The organism is Limnobacter sp. SAORIC-580 (assembly GCF_013004065.1).
GTDB classification, from domain to species: Bacteria; Pseudomonadota; Gammaproteobacteria; order Burkholderiales; family Burkholderiaceae_B; genus Limnobacter; species Limnobacter profundi.
On record NZ_CP053084.1, the window covers coordinates 942428 to 961739 of the forward strand.

15 protein-coding genes are annotated in these 19312 nt (G+C 53.2%); 4 read left to right on the forward strand and 11 right to left on the reverse strand.

Annotated features, from left to right (window positions below):
- Positions 1 to 110: 110 nt before the first annotated feature.
- Genes HKT17_RS04455 through HKT17_RS04465 form a run of 3 tightly spaced genes read left to right on the forward strand, consistent with a single transcriptional unit; the run spans position 111 to position 2404 of the window.
- Entirely contained in the window at positions 111 to 818 is a 708-nt protein-coding gene (locus HKT17_RS04455; protein WP_171098148.1) for an ABC transporter permease, read from the forward strand.
- On the forward strand, positions 811 to 1572 hold the full coding sequence (locus HKT17_RS04460; RefSeq protein WP_171098151.1) for an ATP-binding cassette domain-containing protein: 762 nt from the start codon (positions 811 to 813) through the stop codon (positions 1570 to 1572). The genes HKT17_RS04455 and HKT17_RS04460 overlap by 8 nt, the downstream gene beginning before the upstream one ends.
- Before the next feature lie 13 nt (positions 1573 to 1585).
- A complete protein-coding gene (locus tag HKT17_RS04465; RefSeq protein WP_171098153.1) occupies positions 1586 to 2404 on the forward strand; it encodes an ABC transporter substrate-binding protein in 819 nt (272 codons plus the stop codon).
- 28 nt (positions 2405 to 2432) lie between these two features.
- On the opposite strand, the gene HKT17_RS04470 is transcribed toward HKT17_RS04465, so the two are convergent.
- The 5 genes from HKT17_RS04470 to aroQ all read right to left on the reverse strand — a co-directional run bounded on the left by HKT17_RS04470 (position 2433) and on the right by aroQ (position 9611).
- On the reverse strand, positions 2433 to 3326 hold the full coding sequence (locus HKT17_RS04470; RefSeq protein WP_205882502.1) for a substrate-binding domain-containing protein: 894 nt from the start codon (positions 3324 to 3326) through the stop codon (positions 2433 to 2435).
- Positions 3323 to 6463 (reverse strand): efflux RND transporter permease subunit, encoded by a 3141-nt coding sequence (locus HKT17_RS04475; RefSeq protein WP_171098155.1) that lies wholly within the window; start codon positions 6461 to 6463, stop codon positions 3323 to 3325. The genes HKT17_RS04470 and HKT17_RS04475 overlap by 4 nt, the downstream gene beginning before the upstream one ends.
- A complete protein-coding gene (locus tag HKT17_RS04480) occupies positions 6460 to 7659 on the reverse strand; it encodes an efflux RND transporter periplasmic adaptor subunit (protein ID WP_171098158.1) in 1200 nt (399 codons plus the stop codon). Before HKT17_RS04480 ends, HKT17_RS04475 begins: the two co-directional genes overlap by 4 nt.
- Entirely contained in the window at positions 7656 to 9068 is a 1413-nt protein-coding gene (locus HKT17_RS04485; protein WP_171098160.1) for an efflux transporter outer membrane subunit, read from the reverse strand. The genes HKT17_RS04480 and HKT17_RS04485 overlap by 4 nt, the downstream gene beginning before the upstream one ends.
- 111 nt (positions 9069 to 9179) lie before the next feature.
- Complete coding sequence (gene aroQ, locus HKT17_RS04490) at positions 9180 to 9611, reverse strand: type II 3-dehydroquinate dehydratase (protein ID WP_171098161.1); 432 nt, start codon at positions 9609 to 9611, stop codon at positions 9180 to 9182.
- Between the two features lie 137 nt (positions 9612 to 9748).
- Between aroQ and HKT17_RS04495 the strand changes: the two genes are divergently transcribed.
- On the forward strand, positions 9749 to 10522 hold the full coding sequence (locus tag HKT17_RS04495; protein WP_171098163.1) for a glutathione S-transferase N-terminal domain-containing protein: 774 nt from the start codon (positions 9749 to 9751) through the stop codon (positions 10520 to 10522).
- 506 nt (positions 10523 to 11028) lie between these two features.
- Here the strand turns inward: HKT17_RS04495 and HKT17_RS04500 are convergent.
- The 6 genes from HKT17_RS04500 to HKT17_RS04525 all read right to left on the reverse strand — a co-directional run bounded on the left by HKT17_RS04500 (position 11029) and on the right by HKT17_RS04525 (position 19309).
- Complete coding sequence (locus tag HKT17_RS04500; protein ID WP_171098165.1) at positions 11029 to 12153, reverse strand: beta-ketoacyl-ACP synthase III; 1125 nt, start codon at positions 12151 to 12153, stop codon at positions 11029 to 11031.
- Positions 12154 to 12223: 70 nt separating this feature from the next.
- The gene (locus HKT17_RS04505; RefSeq protein ID WP_171098167.1) at positions 12224 to 13642 is read right to left on the reverse strand and encodes a UDP-glucose dehydrogenase family protein; all 1419 of its coding nucleotides are present in this window, start codon (positions 13640 to 13642) and stop codon (positions 12224 to 12226) included.
- Between the two features lie 191 nt (positions 13643 to 13833).
- Complete coding sequence (locus HKT17_RS04510; protein WP_171098169.1) at positions 13834 to 14058, reverse strand: hypothetical protein; 225 nt, start codon at positions 14056 to 14058, stop codon at positions 13834 to 13836.
- Between the two features lie 168 nt (positions 14059 to 14226).
- On the reverse strand, positions 14227 to 15975 hold the full coding sequence (locus HKT17_RS04515) for a CHASE domain-containing protein (protein WP_171098171.1): 1749 nt from the start codon (positions 15973 to 15975) through the stop codon (positions 14227 to 14229).
- Between the two features lie 10 nt (positions 15976 to 15985).
- Positions 15986 to 18418, reverse strand: coding sequence for an ATP-binding protein (locus HKT17_RS04520; RefSeq protein WP_171098173.1), 2433 nt, complete (start codon positions 18416 to 18418; stop codon positions 15986 to 15988).
- A 111-nt stretch (positions 18419 to 18529) separates the two neighbouring features.
- A complete protein-coding gene (locus HKT17_RS04525; RefSeq protein ID WP_171098175.1) occupies positions 18530 to 19309 on the reverse strand; it encodes a hypothetical protein in 780 nt (259 codons plus the stop codon).
- Positions 19310 to 19312 lie beyond the last annotated feature (3 nt).

Sequence of the window (19312 nt, forward strand, 5' to 3'; positions counted from 1 at the left end):
GATTCGGACCATTCGTCCTCTGCCTTTTTTCTCCCCGCTGGTGTTACTACCAATGACATCACGCGCATTTTCGCATTACACTGCATTTATTCCGTAAAAAATGCATATAAATGCAAGACTTCTCTCTAGCCTTTGTTCAAGCCTTTACCCTGATTGGGCAAGCTGACCCCACTTTGATCGACATCATTGCCTTGTCGCTACAGGTCACGTTCACGGCCGTTTCCATCGCATGCTTGCTGGGTTTTCCGATCGGTGCCGCTTTGGCAATTGGCCGGTTTCCTGGGCGAATGCTCTTGGTGGTGTTTTTGAATTCCCTCATGGGTTTGCCGCCCGTGGTGGTGGGCTTGGTGATTTATCTGTTTTTGTCTGCGGCCGGCCCTCTGGGCTTTCTTCAATTGCTGTACACCCCCACAGCCATGGTGATCGCGCAGGTGGTGCTGGTCACCCCAATTGTGGCAGCACTGGCCCGGCAAGTCATTGAAGACCTGTATGGCGAATACGATGAAATGCTGCGCGCCATGAATGCCAGCCGAATTCAAACCATTTGCACTTTGATTGTCGATGCCCGCTATTCGCTGTTGACCAGTGCACTGGCAGGCCTGGGGCGTGCCCTGGCCGAGGTGGGCGCCGTGATCATAGTGGGCGGCAACATTGCCAATGTAACCCGGGTGATGACCACCACCATTGCACTGGAAACCTCGAAGGGTGAACTGGCGCTGGCACTGGGCTTGGGGATTATTCTGATCGTGCTGTCCATCCTGATTAACGCGGGCCTTTTCTTGCTGAAAAACAGCGCACAAAAGAGGGCTTATGCTTAAGATGAACAGCGACCTGGCCTTGCTTGCCCCTTCGAAACCGTTTTCAGAGCACTTGCCAATTCAGTTTGACGGCGTTCATCTGTCATTCGGCAAGCATCACATATTCAGCAATTTGACTCTTGAAATTGGCGCGCAAGGCATTACCGCGATCATGGGGCCCAATGGCGCTGGCAAAAGTCTTATTTTGCGTCTACTGGCGGGCTTGCTGATGCCTGAGCAGGGTTCTGTCCGTTTCAACACACTGAGTCGAGTTCCCCGCGATCAAATTGGTTTTGTATTCCAGCGCCCGGTATTGCTGCGCCGCAGTGTGCAAGACAACCTGTTGCATGCACTGGCCATCGCAGGCGTGGAGCGAGGCCAACGGCCTTTCCGCGCGGATGCCCTACTCGAGTTGGGTGGCATGCAGCACCTCGCAAAATCTCCGGCCAGAAAACTGTCAGGCGGGGAACAGCAACGCCTGACATTGCTGCGCGCTTTGGCGGCAGAACCTGGTTTGCTGATTCTGGATGAACCCAGTGCCAGCCTTGATCCCCAAGCCACAGCATTGATTGAAAACATTGTGCTGCGTGCCAGCCAGTGTGGCGTGAAAGTGATTGTGGTGACCCACGATCAAGGCCAGGCTGCACGACTTGCCGATGAGGTGATATTTGTGCACAAGGGCAGGGTTCACACAGTTCAAGCCGCCGATGAATTTTTGAAAACACCCGCCAGCCGGGAGGCGAAAGCCTACCTTGCGGGTGAGTTGTTGATTTAAACGAGGGGATACCATGACTAAAAAAATTCGATTGGTTACAGCACTGTTGGCCACTGGCCTGTTTGCACAAGCACATGCTGCCGACAAATTCATTATTGTTCAATCCACCACATCCACCCAAAACTCCGGGCTGTTTGATCACCTGTTGCCCGCATTTAAAGCGGAAACGGGAATTGAAGTTCGCGTGGTGGCTGTGGGCACAGGGCAGGCTTTGAAGAATGCTCAAAATTGCGATGGCGATGTGGTGCTGGTACATGCCAAAGCCGCCGAAGAAAAATTTGTGGCAGACGGTTACGGCGTGAAGCGCATTGACGTGATGTACAACGACTTTGTGGTGGTGGGGCCTGGCAACGACCCAGCCGGTGTGGCGGGCAGCAAAGATGTGGTGAAATCGTTCAAAGCCATTGCGGATAAAGAGGCTTTGTTTGCTTCACGCGGTGACGACAGTGGTACCCACAAAAAAGAACAGCAGTTGTGGAAGGCGGCCAATGTGGATGTCAAAGCCGCCAGCGGCAAGTGGTATCGGGAAACAGGCTCGGGCATGGGCGCTACCCTGAATACCGGTGTGGGCATGGGTGCGTATGTGTTGGCCGATCGCGCCAGCTGGATTGCCTTTGGCAACAAAGGCAATTTCAAGATTGCGGTGGAAGGTGACCCTACCTTGTTCAATCAGTACGGTGTGATTGCAGTGAACCCGGCCAAGTGCCCTAACGTGAAAACCGACCTGGGCAATACTTTCGTAAATTGGCTGGTGTCACCCAAAGGGCAAGCCACGATCGCGGCTTACAAGAAGAACGGAGATTCTCTGTTCTTCCCCAACGCTGGCAAATGAGGCACCTAAATGAGCACGCAAACAAGCCTTAAGAATTCCACACCACGGTGCCCAGTGCCGTGGTGTTGTAACCTTCAAACTGCTGCGCTTTTTTCTTGAATTCGCTGCTGTTGGTGAACTGAATAAGTGTTTGAAAGGGTGGTTCAAACCACGCTTTGCGGCACACCATCAAATCAAAATTTTCTTGTTGCGTGGGCACAAAGCCAAGGCCGAATTGCAAGGCCAAGGCTTGCAATCCCGGCGCTGCATCTGCTTTTCCGCTGGCCACCGCTGCAATGGTGTCATTCTCGGTTCGGCAGGTTTCAGAAACATTCAGCGCTGCCAAATCAAGGCCGTGAGTATGCAGCAGGTGTTCAAACAAAATCATGCCGCCTGCGCCAGCCTGGCGAGTGGCAATTTTTAACGCTGGCAAGTTAGCCACACTGTTTATTTGCTTGGGATTCCCGTGGGGCACAATCAAACCCTGTTGCCGCATGGCCCAATGCACCAACACCACATTGCTTGTTGCGAAACGGGTTTGCACCGCATGTGTATTCCAGGCGGTGGGGTTGGTGTTGACATTGAGCACGTGCAAGCCAGTGGCGACTGCACCATGGTTCTCAAACACATCAAGCCCGCTCAGGCTGCCATCAAATTGCATGGCCAACCCGCAACCCGATTCACGAATCGCCCATTCCAAAAGCGGATCATGGCTACCCGCCAGCACATTCAATCGTGCAGTGCTTTTGCTTTCGGATAAAAATTCGCCCGTGCGTATCCAGTGCAAAAGCTCGGCTTTGGGAAACAGCAATTTGCCAGTGGCCTTCACGCAGGGAATTTCTTGAGCACTCACCAGGTCGTACAGCTTTCGCTCTTTGATGCGCAACAGTTCAGCCACTTCCTTGGTGGTTAAAAACTCGGTGGTGTCCAAACCTGAATTCATGTGGTGCGGGTTTCTTCCAGTTTCGTCAAATCAATTTCATCTGGCTCAAGGCCAGGGCTTGTGCCCAACATACGTCGTATATCGTCGATCATCAGGTACAAACAGGGTACCAACAACAGTGTAATGGCTGTGGCGAACAAAATACCGTAGCCCAGTGAAATGGCCATCGGGATCATGAATTTTGCCTGGCGTGAGGTTTCAAAAATCATGGGGGCCAAGCCACCGAATGTTGAAATGGTGGTCAGCATGATTGGCCGGAAACGCCGCACGCCAGAAGTACAAATCGCCTCGTAGGGCGTCATGCCCTCACGCACTTTCTCATTGGCATGGTCTACCATCACCAGCGAGTCGTTGACCACCACACCTGCCAAGGCAAGAATGCCCATCATGGACACAATGCTGATGCTATAGCCCATCATCAAGTGGCCTACAATTGCGCCGAAAATACCGAATGGAATGGCAAGCATTACAATGAAGGGTTGCAGATAGCTTTTGAAAGGAATGGCCAAAAGTACATAGATCATTAGCAAGGCCACCATGAAGCCTTTGCCCAAACCACCCAGGGCTTCCGAAAAATCTTGCTGGCGGCCGGCAAAGCTGTAGCTCAAGCCCGGGTAGTCGGCCATCAACTTGGGCATGAGATCTTGCACGGTGGCATTTTGCACCTGTTGTGCCTGGTTGCGCGGGTTCACATTGGCGGTTACCGAAATGGTTCGCCGCCCATCCCTTCGCGTGATGTTGGCAACCGCACGCGTATCGTCAAATTCCACCAGTGAATGCAGGGGTACCAGTGTTCCTTGTGGTGTGCGAATCAAGAGGTCTCGCACATCGGTTTGAGCTGAACGTTCTGTTTCAGGGCGCATCACCAGCACCTTGACTTCGTTGCGGCCACGTTGCTGGCGCAGCGCTTCAGAACCAAAAAATGCGGCGCGAACCTGTCGACCAATGTCGTTGGAACTCAGTCCCAAGCGGCGCGCTTCCTCTTTCAAAGTAAAGCTGAACTGTTCCTTGCCATTCTGAAATCCATCGTCAATTTCGGACACCATGGGGTAGTTGGCCAGTTCACGCGCCAGGGCCTCGCTGGCCTGGCGCAGGGTGTCTACATTGCGGTGGCTTAACTGCACCGTGAAGGCAGGACCACTGCCGGGGCCGCCCGAGTCGGCCGCAAACCGAATGGTCTCCACACCGGGAATATTGCCCACGTCCAGCCGCCACTGGTCGGTAAATTCAGCGGTGGGTACTGGGCGCACATCGGGCGGGGTCAGGTACGTTCGTACCGTAATATTGTTTTCATTCACGCTGGCGTAAATGCCGGTGCTTTGTTGTTCACCACCCGTGGCTTCTACGGTTTTCAGGGCGCTTTCAACAATGCGGTCGCGCACCAGGTTCACTTGTTCATTGGTGCTGCCCAGTGGCAATTGCGCCCGCACTTCAGATTGGTCTGCCTCCACTTGCGGAAACAGCTCGAAGCCCATGCGGCCACTGACTGGCCAGCTGATCACCAGTACCATCAGGGCAATGCCTACACCCATGGACAGGTAACGGTATTCCACACACTTTTGAACAATCGGGGTATAGCGGCGTTCAATAAACTGGCTGAATCCTTTGGAGAATTTTTGTTGCCAGTTGTGAAATTTGCCTGTGCCTTCTTTGCTGTGCGCCAAGTGGGCTGGCAAAATGAAGATCGCTTCCATTAGCGACACCACAAACACCGTGCACACCACCAGCGGAATTACACCCCATATTTTTCCCAGAAAGCCTGGTACAAACAGCAAGGGTGCAAAGGCTGCAATATTGGTCAGGATACTGAAGGTGACTGGCATGGCCACATCGCGTGCGCCTTGAATAGAGGCGTCCAACATGCTCATGCCTTGTTGCCGGTATTCGTAAATATTTTCGCCCGCAACAATCGCGTCGTCCACCACAATGCCCAGCGCAATAATGAAGGCGAACATCGAGATCATGTTAAAGGTGACGCCGAACAGGGGCAGTATCAACATGGCACCGAGAAACGCGGTGGGAATTCCCATGCTGATCCAGAAGGCCAGCTTCCAGTCCAGGAAAATGGTGAGCAACACCATCACCAGTATCAAACCCATCACGGCATTTTTAGCCAGCAATTCCTGTCGCTGTTTGTAGGTGTCGGAACGATCGCTGACCACCGAAATTTCGATGCCCTCGGGCATTAAGGGGCGAATGCGTTCCAGCGCTTCCTGTGTGGCCTCAGATATTCCGATGGGAGTTTGTTCACCGATCCGTGACACTGAAATTTCAATGGATGGTTTGCCGTTGAAGGTGGCGTATTTGTCGATGTCCTGAAAGCCATCTCGCACCGTGGCAATGTCACCCAGTTTCAAGGGGGTACCGCTGACTGGCGACACGATCGGCAGCGCTGCAAACTCATTGGCGAAATCACGCCGCTCGGAAACACGCAACAGTATTTCGCCGCTTTGGGTTGAAATACTTCCGCCGGATACTTCAATGACATTGGCCCGAATATTGTCGGCAATGCCCTGCAGCGTTAAGCCATAGGCGTTTAGCCGGGCTTCTGGCACTTCAACATGAATTTCCTGTTCGCGAATCTCGGTGAGATCTACCTGCGTGATACCGGGGTTTTGCAGCAAACCGTCGCGTGCTTCTTCAGCCAGATTGCGCAGCGATAATTCATCGGTGTCGCCGTGTACCACCAGAGTGACTACTGTTCGCTTGCGCGCAGTCAGTGACACATTGGGCACTTCAGCGTCGCCGGGGAAGGTGGTAATGCGGTCCACCTCTTGTTTGATTTTGTCGTAAACAGCCTGCGCGTCTTCGGATTCATCGATTTCAATGACCACACTGGCTGCGCCTTCATTGGCTGTGGAATTGACTTCAACGATGCCTTCAATGCTTGAAATGGCTTCCTCAATGGCCAGCACAATGCCTTGCTCTACATCTTCAGGGCTTGCCCCAGGGTAGGCAACAGACACGGTGACCAGGTCCAGCTCGAATTCGGGGAATACTTCTTTGGTCATGTTCATGAATCCGAACACGCCACCGATCAGGCACACCCACATCAGGATGTTGGCGGCCACTGTATTCTTGGTCATCCAGGCCAATGGGCCTGAACGGTCTACCCGGCGACGGCTTGCGGCATTCATGGTTTGACCGCAGCAGGTGCGGGAGTGGTTGCGTTATTGGGGGGCTCGTTCGTTCGAATGGCCATGCGGTTCACAGGTGACCCCAGGTTGGAAGTCACAATACTTTCGCCATTGTTCAAGCCGCGATCAATCAACACATACTCGGCGGAACGAAAGGCGATGTTGACGGGGCGAATATCGAGTTCACCGTTGTCGTTGACCCACACTGTGTTGTCATGCACAGACGAGGGCGCCAGTTTGAATACATTCCTCAGTTCAATGCCGTCAAAGCGCACTTTCACATACTGGGCCAGCAACAAAGGTTGCAGGTTTTTGTTGTTGTTCCGGGGTACTTCGACCAATACTTGCGCTTGCCGTCCGTTGTCTTGAACGCTGGTTTGCAGGTTCAGCACCGTACCCTTGTGGCAACCGTCCTCACGGCTGCTGGCATCGCTGACGCACACGGTTGAGCCTGCCTGTTTGCCTTCAGGAAATTTGATCCATTTCAAATCGGCTTGCGGCACGGCCACGCTGATCCAGTAGGCTTCGCTGCTGGCAAGCACGCCAAGAGCCGTGGTGGCACTCACTTGCGCGCCTACGCTTGCTTCACGACTTACCACAACACCATCGAATGGTGCCCGCAAAATGGTGCGCTCCAGGTTCACCTTCGCGCGCTCAACACCTGCTTGCGCGGACTGCACAGTGGCCTTGGCAGCTTCCAGTTGCGGTTTGCGCAATATCAGGGCACGTTCGCGTTCATCCACATTCAAACCGAGCAATTCGAAATCGGATTGGGCCACTACCTGGTTACCCAATTCCGAGGTGAGCGTAGATTGCGCTTGCGCCAATGCGGCTTGCGCGGTTTGCAACTCAATGCGGTAATCGGTGTTGTCCAGTTGTACCAACACCTCGCCTTTTTTGAACGAAGCACCTGGTACAAACTTCGGACCAATGCTTTGTACTGTACCGCTCACCCGCGCTTGCAAGGTAATTTGCTGCTCAGGCTCAACCACGCCATAGCCCAGCAAGCTGACGGTGTAATCGCCGGCCTTGACTGGCTCTGTTGTCACCAACCGTGCGACTTTTTCTGGCGGTTTGCGGCTGGCTGTAGGGGCTGTGGCCACCAGCACTTCAGAACCAATAACACCCAGGGCAACGACCCCAATGGCCAGGCCAATTTGTACCCATTTGCGTTTGAAAAAAGATTGATCGCTCATGACTGCTCTGCTGCTGTAGGTTGTGGAATGCTGCCGGACAGCGCCCTGTAAAGGGCAATCCGAAAGCCCACCAATTGTTGTTGTGCATTCACCAGGTTACGCCTTAACTGGCTGGTGCTTTGTTGTGCATCCAGAATGGCCAGGTAGTCGACCGTGCCATTGCGGTAGCCTGCAAAAAGCCGCTTCAAACTGAGCTCAGCCAGTTCAAGTTGCCGTTGAAAACTTTCTACAGCCTCGCCTTGGCGGGTTTCCTGAATCAGTGCATTGTCCACATCGGCCAGTGCATTGATGGCTGCGTCCTGATATTGCGCCACGGCCTGATCAAGCAAGGCGCGCTGGCGTTCCACTTCCGCGGAGCGTGCGCCACCGTCGAAAAGTGGCGCAACCAGGTTCACGCTCAAATTGCGCACCCAGTTGTCAAACAGCAAGTCGGAATCTCGGGTTTGATCACTAAAGCTTGCACGTAGGCTGAGTTGCGGAAATCGGTTGGCGATGGCGGCAGCCACGCTGCGGTCGGTTGCCAGCACCTGTGCCCATGCCTGTTGTACATCGGGGCGGCGATTCAGCAGTTCAGCGGGAAAGCCTGTGGCGGGCAAAGCGGGCAGGGTAGGCAGGTTCTCACTGTTCAGGCTGATTTTATTCGGAGGCTGGCCCACCAGCAGCGCCAGGCTGTTGAGCAGCACATCGCGATTGGCTTGGGCTTGCGCCAGGTTGCCTTGGGCCGACTCGACCAGTTGCCGTTGTTGCAACACATCAGACGCCACTGCACCACCTTGGCGAAATCGCAATTCAACCAACTTCAGGTTGGTCTGAAAACTTTCCAGTTCCGTCTCGAACAGCCGCACGGTTTGGTCAGCCGCCACCCATTGGGACCAAGTGGTGGCAAGTTGACCCGCTATGCTGATGCGGGCTGCATCCAGTTCGTAGCGTGTGGCTTGAAGCTGCAATTCAGAGGCCTTGGCTGTGTTGCGAACGCGCGACCACAAATCGATTTCATAACTGGCCACAAACGAGGCCGAGGTAAACAGTCCGCGGTTGTTGGTGGCCTGTCCTTGAATGCTGGTGCCTTTCACTGTGTTTTCCTGTCGGCCTGCATTCAGGGTAAGCGAGGGGAAAAAACTGGCCTGTGCCGCCTCCAGGCTGGCCTGCGCTGCACGCAGGCGGGCCTCTGTGGCTTCCAGGCTCAGATTGTCGGCCTGTGACTGTTGCATCAGTGTGTTGAGTTGTTCGCTGGAAAAACCCGTCCACCAGTCAGCAGGTGCCTGCACTGCGTTCGGGCTGACCAAGGGTTTGAAAGTTGCATTTTCAAACCGGCTGTCGATTTCTGGCTTTCTGGACTCAACAGTGGTGCAAGCCCCCAGCGATAAGGCCAAGACAAAGGGCAACAGGGGTTTGAGGTGGTGCTTCATGGTGTCGTTTTTCTTGTTAAGTGCCCATCAGACCACAGTCCAGGGCAGTTTGTTCAGCTGTTAACTGATCTTTACAAAATTGAACTGAAAATCACCATACCCCTGTTTTATTTACTTGGAGGCGAGTTGCCGCAAGGCGTACACATACCCTTGCCAGCCCAGCCCGCAAATGACGCCTTCAGCCAGGTCTGAAAAATAGCTGTTGTGGCGAAAGCTCTCGCGTTTGTAAATGTTGGACAGGTGCACTTCAATGAACGGAATTGCCACACCCGCCAGTGCATCGCGCAGCGCTACGCTGGTGTGGGTGTAACCGGCCGGGTTGATCACAATGCCCGCGACATCTTCGGTTTTTGCCTTGTGAATACGGTCAATCAAGGCACCTTCGTGGTTGCTTTGAAAAGTCATCAATTCGAAACCGTCGGTGAATGCAATGTTCTTCAAGGCCTTTTCAATGTCAGCCAGGGTCATGTGTCCATAAATACCTGGCTCGCGCGTGCCCAACAGGTTCAGGTTGGGACCGTTGATCAGCAGCAGTTTTTTCAAGTTTCTTCTCCGGTGCAGGTGTGTTTGAAAAAATAGTAACAAGCAATGCGGCGGGCTAGGGGGATTCGTCTACACTGCGGACACGTTCGCGCACAAAATAACGACAATTTCGAATAATTACAGGACAGAGGCAAGCCATGAACACCAACATCGACGCAATTTTCAACTTGCTGGCAGGCACGGCACGCGGCTGGCGCGGCACAGGTATTACCGCCCGTGCCCGCAAAACTCCCGAAAAAGTGTTGAAACTCTATGACATCGAAATCAGCCCGTTTTGCAGACTGGTGCGGGAGGCCTTGAGTGAAATGGACCTGGATGTGATGATTTTGCCTTGCCCCGCAGGTGGCAAGCGTTTTCGCGACGAGGCCCGCAAATTGTTGCCTGGCACCAAGTTTCCAATGCTTGTGGATGACAACACAGGCGTGGTGATGAATGAATCCGCCGACATCATCGACTACCTGGCCAAAACCTACAACAGTAAACTGAAAAGCCAACAAGGCTTTGGGCGCAAAGTGGCGGTGGGTTCATCGATGCTGGCGAGTACCTTCCAATACCGTGTTGGTGGCTTTCAGGGTATGAAAGCTCGACCATCAAAAGCACCCGCTGAACCCTTGGTGCTTTACAGCTTTGAGAGCAGCCCATACTCCAAGCCTGTGCGTGCGCGTTTGTGCGAACTGGAAATTCCATATCTGCTGAAGAACACGCCCAAGGGCGCCATGACGGACATGGGTCCCCCTGTTTTCCGCGACAAACTGTTTAAGGCGCCACAAGGCACCACGCGCAACCGGGCTTGGTTGTCGGAGAACACTGGCAAGGTGCAGGTGCCTTATTTGATCGATCCGAACACGGGTGTGGCGATGTACGAGTCCAACGACATTTTGCGGTATCTGGACAAGACATACGGCGCTTGAATTGCAAGGTTCTTGGCGATGCTTGGGTATTGCTCTGGGTGGCCTAAGCAAGGCTTCTTGATCCGGCTTGTTGCTTCTGGCTTGGGGCATGCGAAACGCTAGAGCGTCTTCGCATCGACCTTGCAGGTCGCCCCGCGCTGCGAAGCCGCCGGGAAGCCCTGCAAAGCCGGCCAGCCAGAGCAATACCCAAGCCTTGCCTGAACCAAGGCAGCCGGCTCGCAAGTCGCCAGCGCTGTAGTTCGCTTGCTCAGATTGCAATGCCCTCGCAGCGCCGATCAAGAAAACCTGCCCGTTTGAATTCACCCGCCACGGTTGGCCACAGGCCGACACCGAGACTCGGCCCGCTTTTTTGCCGAGCGAGGTGAGTCAGGGTGAATTTCAAAAAGGGAACACAGGTTTTCTGGCGCGAGAGGGTATGCACCTGAGCAAGCTAGCAGCTTAATCTACGTCAACGCGCTTTCACATTTCAGCAGCAGCCCAAAACAGTTGAGCAAGCCAACTGGCGTTCAGGTTTTCCGGACCACCACGCTGCCAATTGAATAACCCGCGCCGAACGAGCAGATCACGCCCACATCGCCGCTGCCCAAATCATCTTTGTGGCGGTGAAAGGCGATCACTGAACCGGCTGAAGCGGTGTTGGCAAATTCATCGAGAATCACCGGCGCTTTGTCGGCCGTGAACTCGCTGCTGCCCAGCAGTTTTTTGGCAATGAGCTGGTTCATGGCCAGGTTGGCTTGGTGCAGCCAATAGCGGCGCACGTCGGTCGCGGAACTCAAACCCAGGCTTTGCAAATGGGTGCTCATGTGCTCGGCAGCCATGGGGCAGACTTCCTTGAACACCTTGCGGCCTTCCTGCATAAACAGTTTGTCGCGACCGTCGCGGTCTGCGTCCTCCGAACGGTTCAAAAAGCCAAAGTTGTTGCGAATGTTGTTCGAGAACTTGGTGGCCAACTTGGTGCCCAGTACCTCCCAGCTGCCCGGTTTGGCATCCTCAAGGCGCTGTACGATTACAGCGGTGCACACATCGCCAAAGATAAAGTGACAATCACGGTCCAGCCAGGCCTGGTGGCCCGAGGTAATTTCCGGGTTCACCATCAACACCGCGCGGGCTGTGCCGCTGCGCACGGCGTTCACCGCCTGCTCAATCCCGAAGGTGGCGGAAGAACAAGCCACATTCATGTCGTAGCCAAAACCTTCAATGCCCAAGGCTTCCTGAATTTCAATGGCCATGGCCGGGTAGGCGCGTTGCATGTTTGATGCTGAGCAAATCACGGCGTCAATGTCTGCAGCAACAAGCCCTGCATCTTCCATGGCTTTGCGGCCTGCGTCCACGGCAATTTCCGCCATCATGGACAGCTCAGAATTCGGGCGTTCCTTGAAGTAGGGGTGAAGGCGGTCCGGGTTCAGAATGCCTTCCTTTTCCATCACGTAGCGCTGCTTGATGCCCGAAGCGCTTTCGATAAACGCTGAATTGGAAGGCTGCAGTGGTTCAAGTTCGCCGCTGGCAATCTCGGAAGCGTGTTCGGCATTGAACTTCGCCACATAGGCATTGAATGACTCCACCAATTCATCGTTGGTGATGGTTTGGCTGGGCACGAAAAGCCCCGTGCCGCTGATGGCTACCTTGATCATTGCGCTCGTCCTGGGTGGATGATGGTGTGTTCTGTCTCTTGCGCAATGATAAAGGCAAAGGCGTTAAATTTTAAGACGCCAAGCGCATTTGTTCTACCGATAAACCCTGATCCGCTGGCTCAGCCCTGCGGCCAATGCCTTCGTAAATCAGGCCATAATCCGCCAGCAGTGCGGGGTCATACAGGTTTCTACCGTCGAAAACCGCCTTTTGGCGAAGCGTGCGGCTCAACATTAAAAAGTCTGGGCTCTTGAACATGCGCCACTCGGTACACACTATCAGGGCATCCGCATTGAACAGGGTTTCTTCCTGGGTTTTTGCAATTTCGAATTCGCCCAGCAAGGGGCCGTCTTGCCGGAATGCGGCCAGGTCTTCTTCCATGGCGCGGCGCGCAGTTTCATTGGCCACCGGGTCAAAGGCCTGAACTTTGGCACCACGCAGCACCAGTTCGGCCGCGATGGTGCGGCTGCTGGCCTCACGCATGTCATCGGTTTCCGGCTTGAAGGCCAGCCCCCACATGGCAAAAGTCATGTTGCTGAGGTCTTCACCGAAGCGCTGAATGATTTTTTCAACCAGCACACGTTTTTGACGCTGGTTGCTGTGGTTGACAGCCCGCAAAATGGACAGGTTCTCGCCTGCTTCTTCGCCGGTCTGGATCAGGGCGCGCACGTCTTTGGGGAAGCACGAGCCTCCGTAGCCGCAGCCTGCGTACAGAAAAGAGAAGCCAATGCGGGGATCCGAGCCGATGCCCGCGCGCACCTGTTCAATGTCAGCACCAATTTTCTCGGCGAGGTTGGCCAGTTCGTTCATGAAGCTGATGCGGGTGGCCAGCATGGCGTTGGCGGCGTATTTGGTCAATTCAGCAGAGCGAACATCCATGCACATCAGGCGTTCGTGGTGGCGCTGGAAGGGGGCATACAGCGACTTCATCATGCGCAAGGCGCGTTGCCCTGCGGGGGTGCTGTCGGTGCCCAGTACAATGCGGTCAGGGCGCAGGAAATCGTCAATCGCTGCGCCTTCTTTCAAGAATTCAGGATTCGACACCACGGTGAAGGCGTGCAAGGCATTGCGTTGCACCAGCACGCGGCGCACTTCATCGGCCACTCGCTCGCCAGTGCCCACAGGCACAGTTGATTTGTTGATGATTACTTTAAAGCCATTCATGTGCGTGGCAATTTGCTGGGCCACTTTGAGCACATGGCGCAGGTCGGCGCTGCCGTCTTCGCGGGGCGGCGTGCCCACACAAATGAAAATCAGCTCGGCATGGTTCACCGCGTCTTCAATTCGGGTGGTGAAATCGAGGCGTTGCTCGCGAATATTGCGTTCCAGCAGTTCATCCAGACCGGGTTCGTAAATCGGACTTTGGCCGTTTTTAAGTTGGGCAATTTTGGCTTCGTCAATGTCGCAACACAGAATTTTGTTGCCCACTTCGGCCAAACAGGCGGCTGTAACCAAGCCCACATATCCACTACCAATAATTGAAACGCGCATGTGCTTTGCTTTGATGAGTGATCAATGCGAGCAGTGTGTTGCGGCAGTGTTGCCAGCGTTTGACAGATTTAAGACTGGATTGTGACAGCGAGGGGAGAGGAATTGCGAGGAGATCGAGATTGTGGCGAGGGCGGCAGGGTTGCTTGCTGTGCTTTAAAGCAAAAACCCTTGCCGCGTCATCACCAAACTCATTATTGCAAAGTCAGTTTGTTGTCCTGACCGAAGCGGCGCATTTGGTGAACCACTGCCAAGGCAAGCTGACCTACAAGCAGGCAACCAGCGGCCAGCAAATTCGGGCCTTCAAGGTTGGTGCCGTTGAGGTACTGAACACCAGCGTTGATCGTGAAGCCGGTGGTCAACATTGCCATGAACAACATGCCAGGAGTGCGAACTACGGAGTCGATAAAGTTTTTCATTTTGGTATCCCTTTTACTTTGGATGCGAAATCAGGGCTTTCGCTTTAACCCTGCAAACTGTGTTGTGTTTGCATGGTTAGTATTGTGTACAGTTGTGCACTTAAAATCAATAACTAAAGTTAGAGTTGTGTTTCTATATTCATAAGTTATTGATTTAAATTGTATAAATTAATTAACTTGTGTGTACGGTTTATTGCTTTTTTCGAAACGTAATGCCCAAACCGATTCGCCAAGGTCTGGGTAGTTCAAAACAAATCCCCTGAAAAGCAGCGGTGTTTGTTCAATGTGCCCGGGAACCGGCCAGTTGAACAACACCTCAACCTTTCTGTTCTTGTAAAGGGGGTGCAGTACTTCTTGTTCAAACTCAACCAACACGTTGGGCGCCAGCAAATCGGTAATTTTCTGTCCAGTCAGGGTTGATTTCACATTCATTCCCTGCAACAACAACAGGGCTGCCGGGTTGGCCAGTTTTATCCGGCGTGATTCATCCAGTGTAATTACGCCATCGGGTGCGTGTGCGATCAGCTCTTCCAGTGAGTGCATGTCTTTCCAGAGCATGCGCGCTTCAGTCTCATCGCGGAATGACTTGCTGAAACCAATCAACTTTTTATCCCGGCTGTAGATCGGGGACAAATTCATGCGCAGGTGAATTCGCTGCGCAGAATCATTCGTTCGCAGGGTTTGAATGTTTTTCAGTGTCTCCCCCAGCGCTGCGCGTTGGTGGAGTCGTTTTTCGGAGGAGCGCAGTTCTTCCGGCACTGTCAGGTTTTGTTCTTGATCGTACAGAACACTGGCCCGGTCCAGTCCGAATAACTCCTCTGCAGCCCGGTTCCACACCAGAATTCTTCCAAGAGAGTCCTCGGCAATCAGGGCTTCGGATGAGTTGTTTACCATGTGTTGATGCAAGGTCAGGGTGTCGTGAGTATCCATGGCCTTTTTCAGTTTGAATGCAGCAAAAACACTGAGTGAAATACCGAGCAAAATCCAGGCTAGGTAAACTGGATTGTGTCCGCTGCTTTTTGCCGGATTTACAGGCCAGTACTCCAGCCGCCAGCTGCGGTTACCCAGTTGTACATCTCGCGTTGCTGCCGTGTGTGGAAACAGGGAGACATTTTTTGGTTCAACATTGTCGAAAAAAAGCATCGGCTTGTCGGCTTCTTCGAGTACGAAAATTCGCACTTGTAAATCGGGCTCCTGTGCCATCCAGGGTTTCAGGAAGCGGTCGATTGAAATTGGAAAAGACACCCAACCCTGCAATTCTTTGTAGCGCACACCAAGATCACTCGATGGTATGGGCTTGTTGAACACTGGCATTAGCATCGTGAACCCCATACGCCCAACATCGGCGTTCTGAATCATGGTGATGGGCTTTGATACGGCCAGTCCGGCTCTTGAAAAGGCACTGAGGCAGTTTTCTCGACGAATGTTTTCGGAGCCCAAATCGAGACCCTGTGCTGAGTAGTTTTCCTTGGCTGGTTCAATGTACTGCATCACGAAACGGTCTTGCGAAGAAGGGCTGATAAACCGGATCTGAAAATCTTGCAGTCCTTTCGCCTGCATTTCCCGAAGAAATGCGGGCTCCTCTTTAAGGGGTACTTTCCGGGCAAATCCCAGACCAAGTGCACCCGGAAAGTTTTGCTTTAGTTTCAGGCCAGTGACGTAGTCGCTGAATCGCGATGGCGTCAATTCTTCCTGGCCAAAGGCGGTAATGAATGTGGCGGTGTTCAAAAGGCTCAGCTTGTATTCATTCACAGTTCGCTGAAGTTCGTCCGTTCGCCTGTCCAGCAAGTGTTCAAAAGCAATACGCTGGTTTTCAAGGGCATTGTTTTGCAGGGTAATGCCGATTGCAGTGCTAAGGCCTGCGCCGAGCACACACACCACAACCGCGTAAACCCAGTTCCCGGAAAATTGTTTCATGTTTTGTATCTCAATGTGATCGGCCTGATTCTTTCAATCGGGCGTGAATGTCGTCGATCAACATGTCCGGATCAAATGGCTTGGTGATGAAATTGGTGAAACCAATGTTGAGGCATTCGTTTCTCATACTGCTGCTGACATGGCCTGAAACCGCGTAGACCAGCAACCCTTGCAGTTCCTCATGCCGGCGGATCAGTCGTGTTGCTTCCAGGCCGTCCATGACCGGCATTTGCAGATCCATCAGCACAGCATCAAAATGTGCGTTTCCGCTGGTGAGCAAAGCCAGGGCGTCAGCCCCGTTGTAAACGCAGGTCACCGCAACACCCCGATTTTCCAGCAGTTTCTTGAAAACCTTGGCATTCAAGGCGTTGTCCTCGGCCAACAGCAGGCGCAGCGGTGTCGCACCTGTTTGCTCATGAAAAGACGTTTGTTCTTCCCTCTCATTTTCATAGACACGGCTCAAACGTTTTCGTGTCAACGGTTTCATCAACTGGCGAATATTGTGTTTCTGGGCGATCGCTGGCAAATCTTTGCCAAGCCACACGATGTGTTGGGCCAAATGTTGTTGTCTGTCCAGAAACCGGCTTAGCCAGTTCATTTTGTCTGCACCCAGCGGCTCGGGGATGTCCAGCAATACGCGGGCATTGTCGTGTATGGGCAAAACTTTTTCGCTGGTGATGTCGCGGTGGAGAAAACGGACTTGCCAGTCTGGTTCAAGTGTTGTCGCAAGTTGCGGGTCCAAAGCCATGTCCCCCACGTGAAGCAACATCCGGTTGGCTGCATGGTTCTCAGAATCTGTTTGGTCTTGCTTCAGCTCTCCGTGTGCAAGTGGCAAGCGAAACTCAAATTGGGTGCCAAGATTGGGTTTGCTGCGAACCTGTATGGTTCCTCCCATCACCTCGATAATTTGTCGGCAGATTGCAAGGCCTAGCCCGGCGCCGTTGTAGCGCTTTTGAAGTGATGAATCAACTTGGTAAAACGCATCAAATATCCGTTCAATGTCGCTTTGAGGAATGCCCACACCTGTGTCGGATACTTCGACAACAAGTTGGTCCCGTTCCCGGCTTTCTGTCACAACCTGGAATCGTACCGTGACACTGCCAAACATCGTGAACTTGAATGCATTGGAAATCAGGTTCTGCACCACCTGTTCAATTCGGCCTCTGTCACCCAGGTAACTGGTTCGGCTGGACGGTGGTTCGAGAAGAATCGGCTCTACACCTGGTTTCTGAAGCCATTGCTGTTGCAGCATGTTTGCCGTGTTGTCGATCAGGGTGCCCAGCTTAAAATTGCTGTCGTTGAGTCGAAAGTATCCCTGCCGAATTTTGGACAGATCCAGAAGGTCATTCACAATCACATTGACTGCTTCACTGGATTGTTTAATGGCCTTGCCCAAGTCTTGCACTTCGGTGGAGTACGTTGGCGCATCCAGCATCATTGCAATGCTGTTGATCGAGGTCAGCGGAGTCCGTATTTCATGCGACACATTGGCAATCAGTCTGTCTTTTAATTCATTGGCCGTTTTTGCCGATTCATAGGCAGCCTGCATGGCTTTGCGCGAGCGGTATTCGTGCAAGGACATCCAGACCACAATGGCCATGGTGATCACTGCAAGCAGAACAAGAAACGGGTGAATGCCAACCGTGGGGCTCCACCCTTGTTTTGGCGCCACCTCAATGGACCATTCGCCATACGGAAAAAAAACTGTCGATGAGATAGGGTCGATTAATTGGGAATCGGGGTTGCCGTGGATGGGTACCCAGTTGGCATGCATGGGGCTTTTTTGTTGAATACGTACAATCAGCCCCTGTTGTTCCAGTGGCTCAATTACCTTTTGTTTGACGTATTCAAAATCGATTAATACTGCGGCAAAACCCATCAAGTCGCGATTGCTGTCGGGGTTGCGTTGGCGGTAAACAGGGTATCGAAGAATCAGTGCATGACCACCTTGAACCAGTTCGCGCGGTCCTTCCATGATGGTTTTGCCTGTTAATGCGGCCTCTTCAAGATACGGCGCGGTCAGTGGGGCTTTGTAAAGATTCAGGCCAATTGCACTTTGGTTCAAAGCAGGGTTGGTCAGGAATGTAAGAATTCCTTTCGGTGCGTATTGCAGACTGCGAATGGCCGGGTTTTCGACTGACAACAGCGAGGAAAACTGCTCGAAACTGGCTTGATTTAACTCTGGGGTTTGCCGCACAAACACTTCGATTGAATGCAGATTGGCGCTGGCTTTGCCCACAATCTTGTCGAGCTTGTTGGCGTGGTGGTCCAGCGAGTAGCGCACCTCCGCCTTGACGCGTTGGGCCTCACTTTGTTCCTGAATGGAATTAAACAGGACCAGGCTGAGTACGCAAGCGCAGAGAGCCACGCCAATCAGCCAAGGAAGCAAGCCCAAGGAGGATTGCTTGTTGCTGTGGCTGGCAAAATTTTTCGAAAAGGGCATGGTGGGCAAGACTAATAGGTTTGGGCCCAGAGTAGTCTTGCCATGCAGTCAGTGATCAACTGATTACAGCGGTTTAATCACCTCGTTTACAATTGTTATAGGTTTTGGGTTTCACGCCGCGAAGTAGGCCTTCATTCGGTCTGCGTATCCCAAGCCTTCTGCCTTGGCTTTGGCTATTCCCCGATACGTTTTGTTCACCTTGTCAGTCAGTTTGGCCATGCGCACCTGCGCCTTGTCGTCCATCTCGGCGGTAATCAAGCCCACCTCAACCATCAGGTTTTCGTCTGCAAATGCTGCAGCAATCAGTTCAAGCAGCTTCTGGTCATTCAGCATGTTCGCCAGCTTGGCAATGCGGTCTTTGCGTTGCGCATAAAACGAAATGTGCAGATTGGCAGCCGGGTCTTTGATCACTTCCATGATCTCGATGGCTTTTTTCTCGGGAATATAGTCTGTAAACCCGCCCAGTACGTGAAAGTCGCCATGTTCAACCAGTTTGGCGGTTACTTTCTTCAATTGCTCCACGGGCAATTCTGCCAGCATGTCGACGGCACGTTCGGGAATTTGCTCGCGGGCCACTTCGGCCATGAAGTCGGCATCAAACAGTTTGCACAAGCTGACTGCTTTGCTCATGGGGGTGAAGTACGACATATTGGCCGTAATGGCCGGGCCAAATACCTTGGTGCACAGCGTTGCACTGATGGAGTCGGGTGCCAGTTTGCCCGCACCGGCAATGCGTTCAAACACGGGGCCGAATTTGTTAAGCAGGCTGTTTTGAAAATTGGTGCGTAGTTTTTGCAAAGCCACTGCGTCGAGCTTGTCCAGATACGCCAGGTCGTCGGCAGACTTGTGCAGTGCTTGCGCCAGGCGGCGCAGTTCAGTGTTTCTGTCCATGGT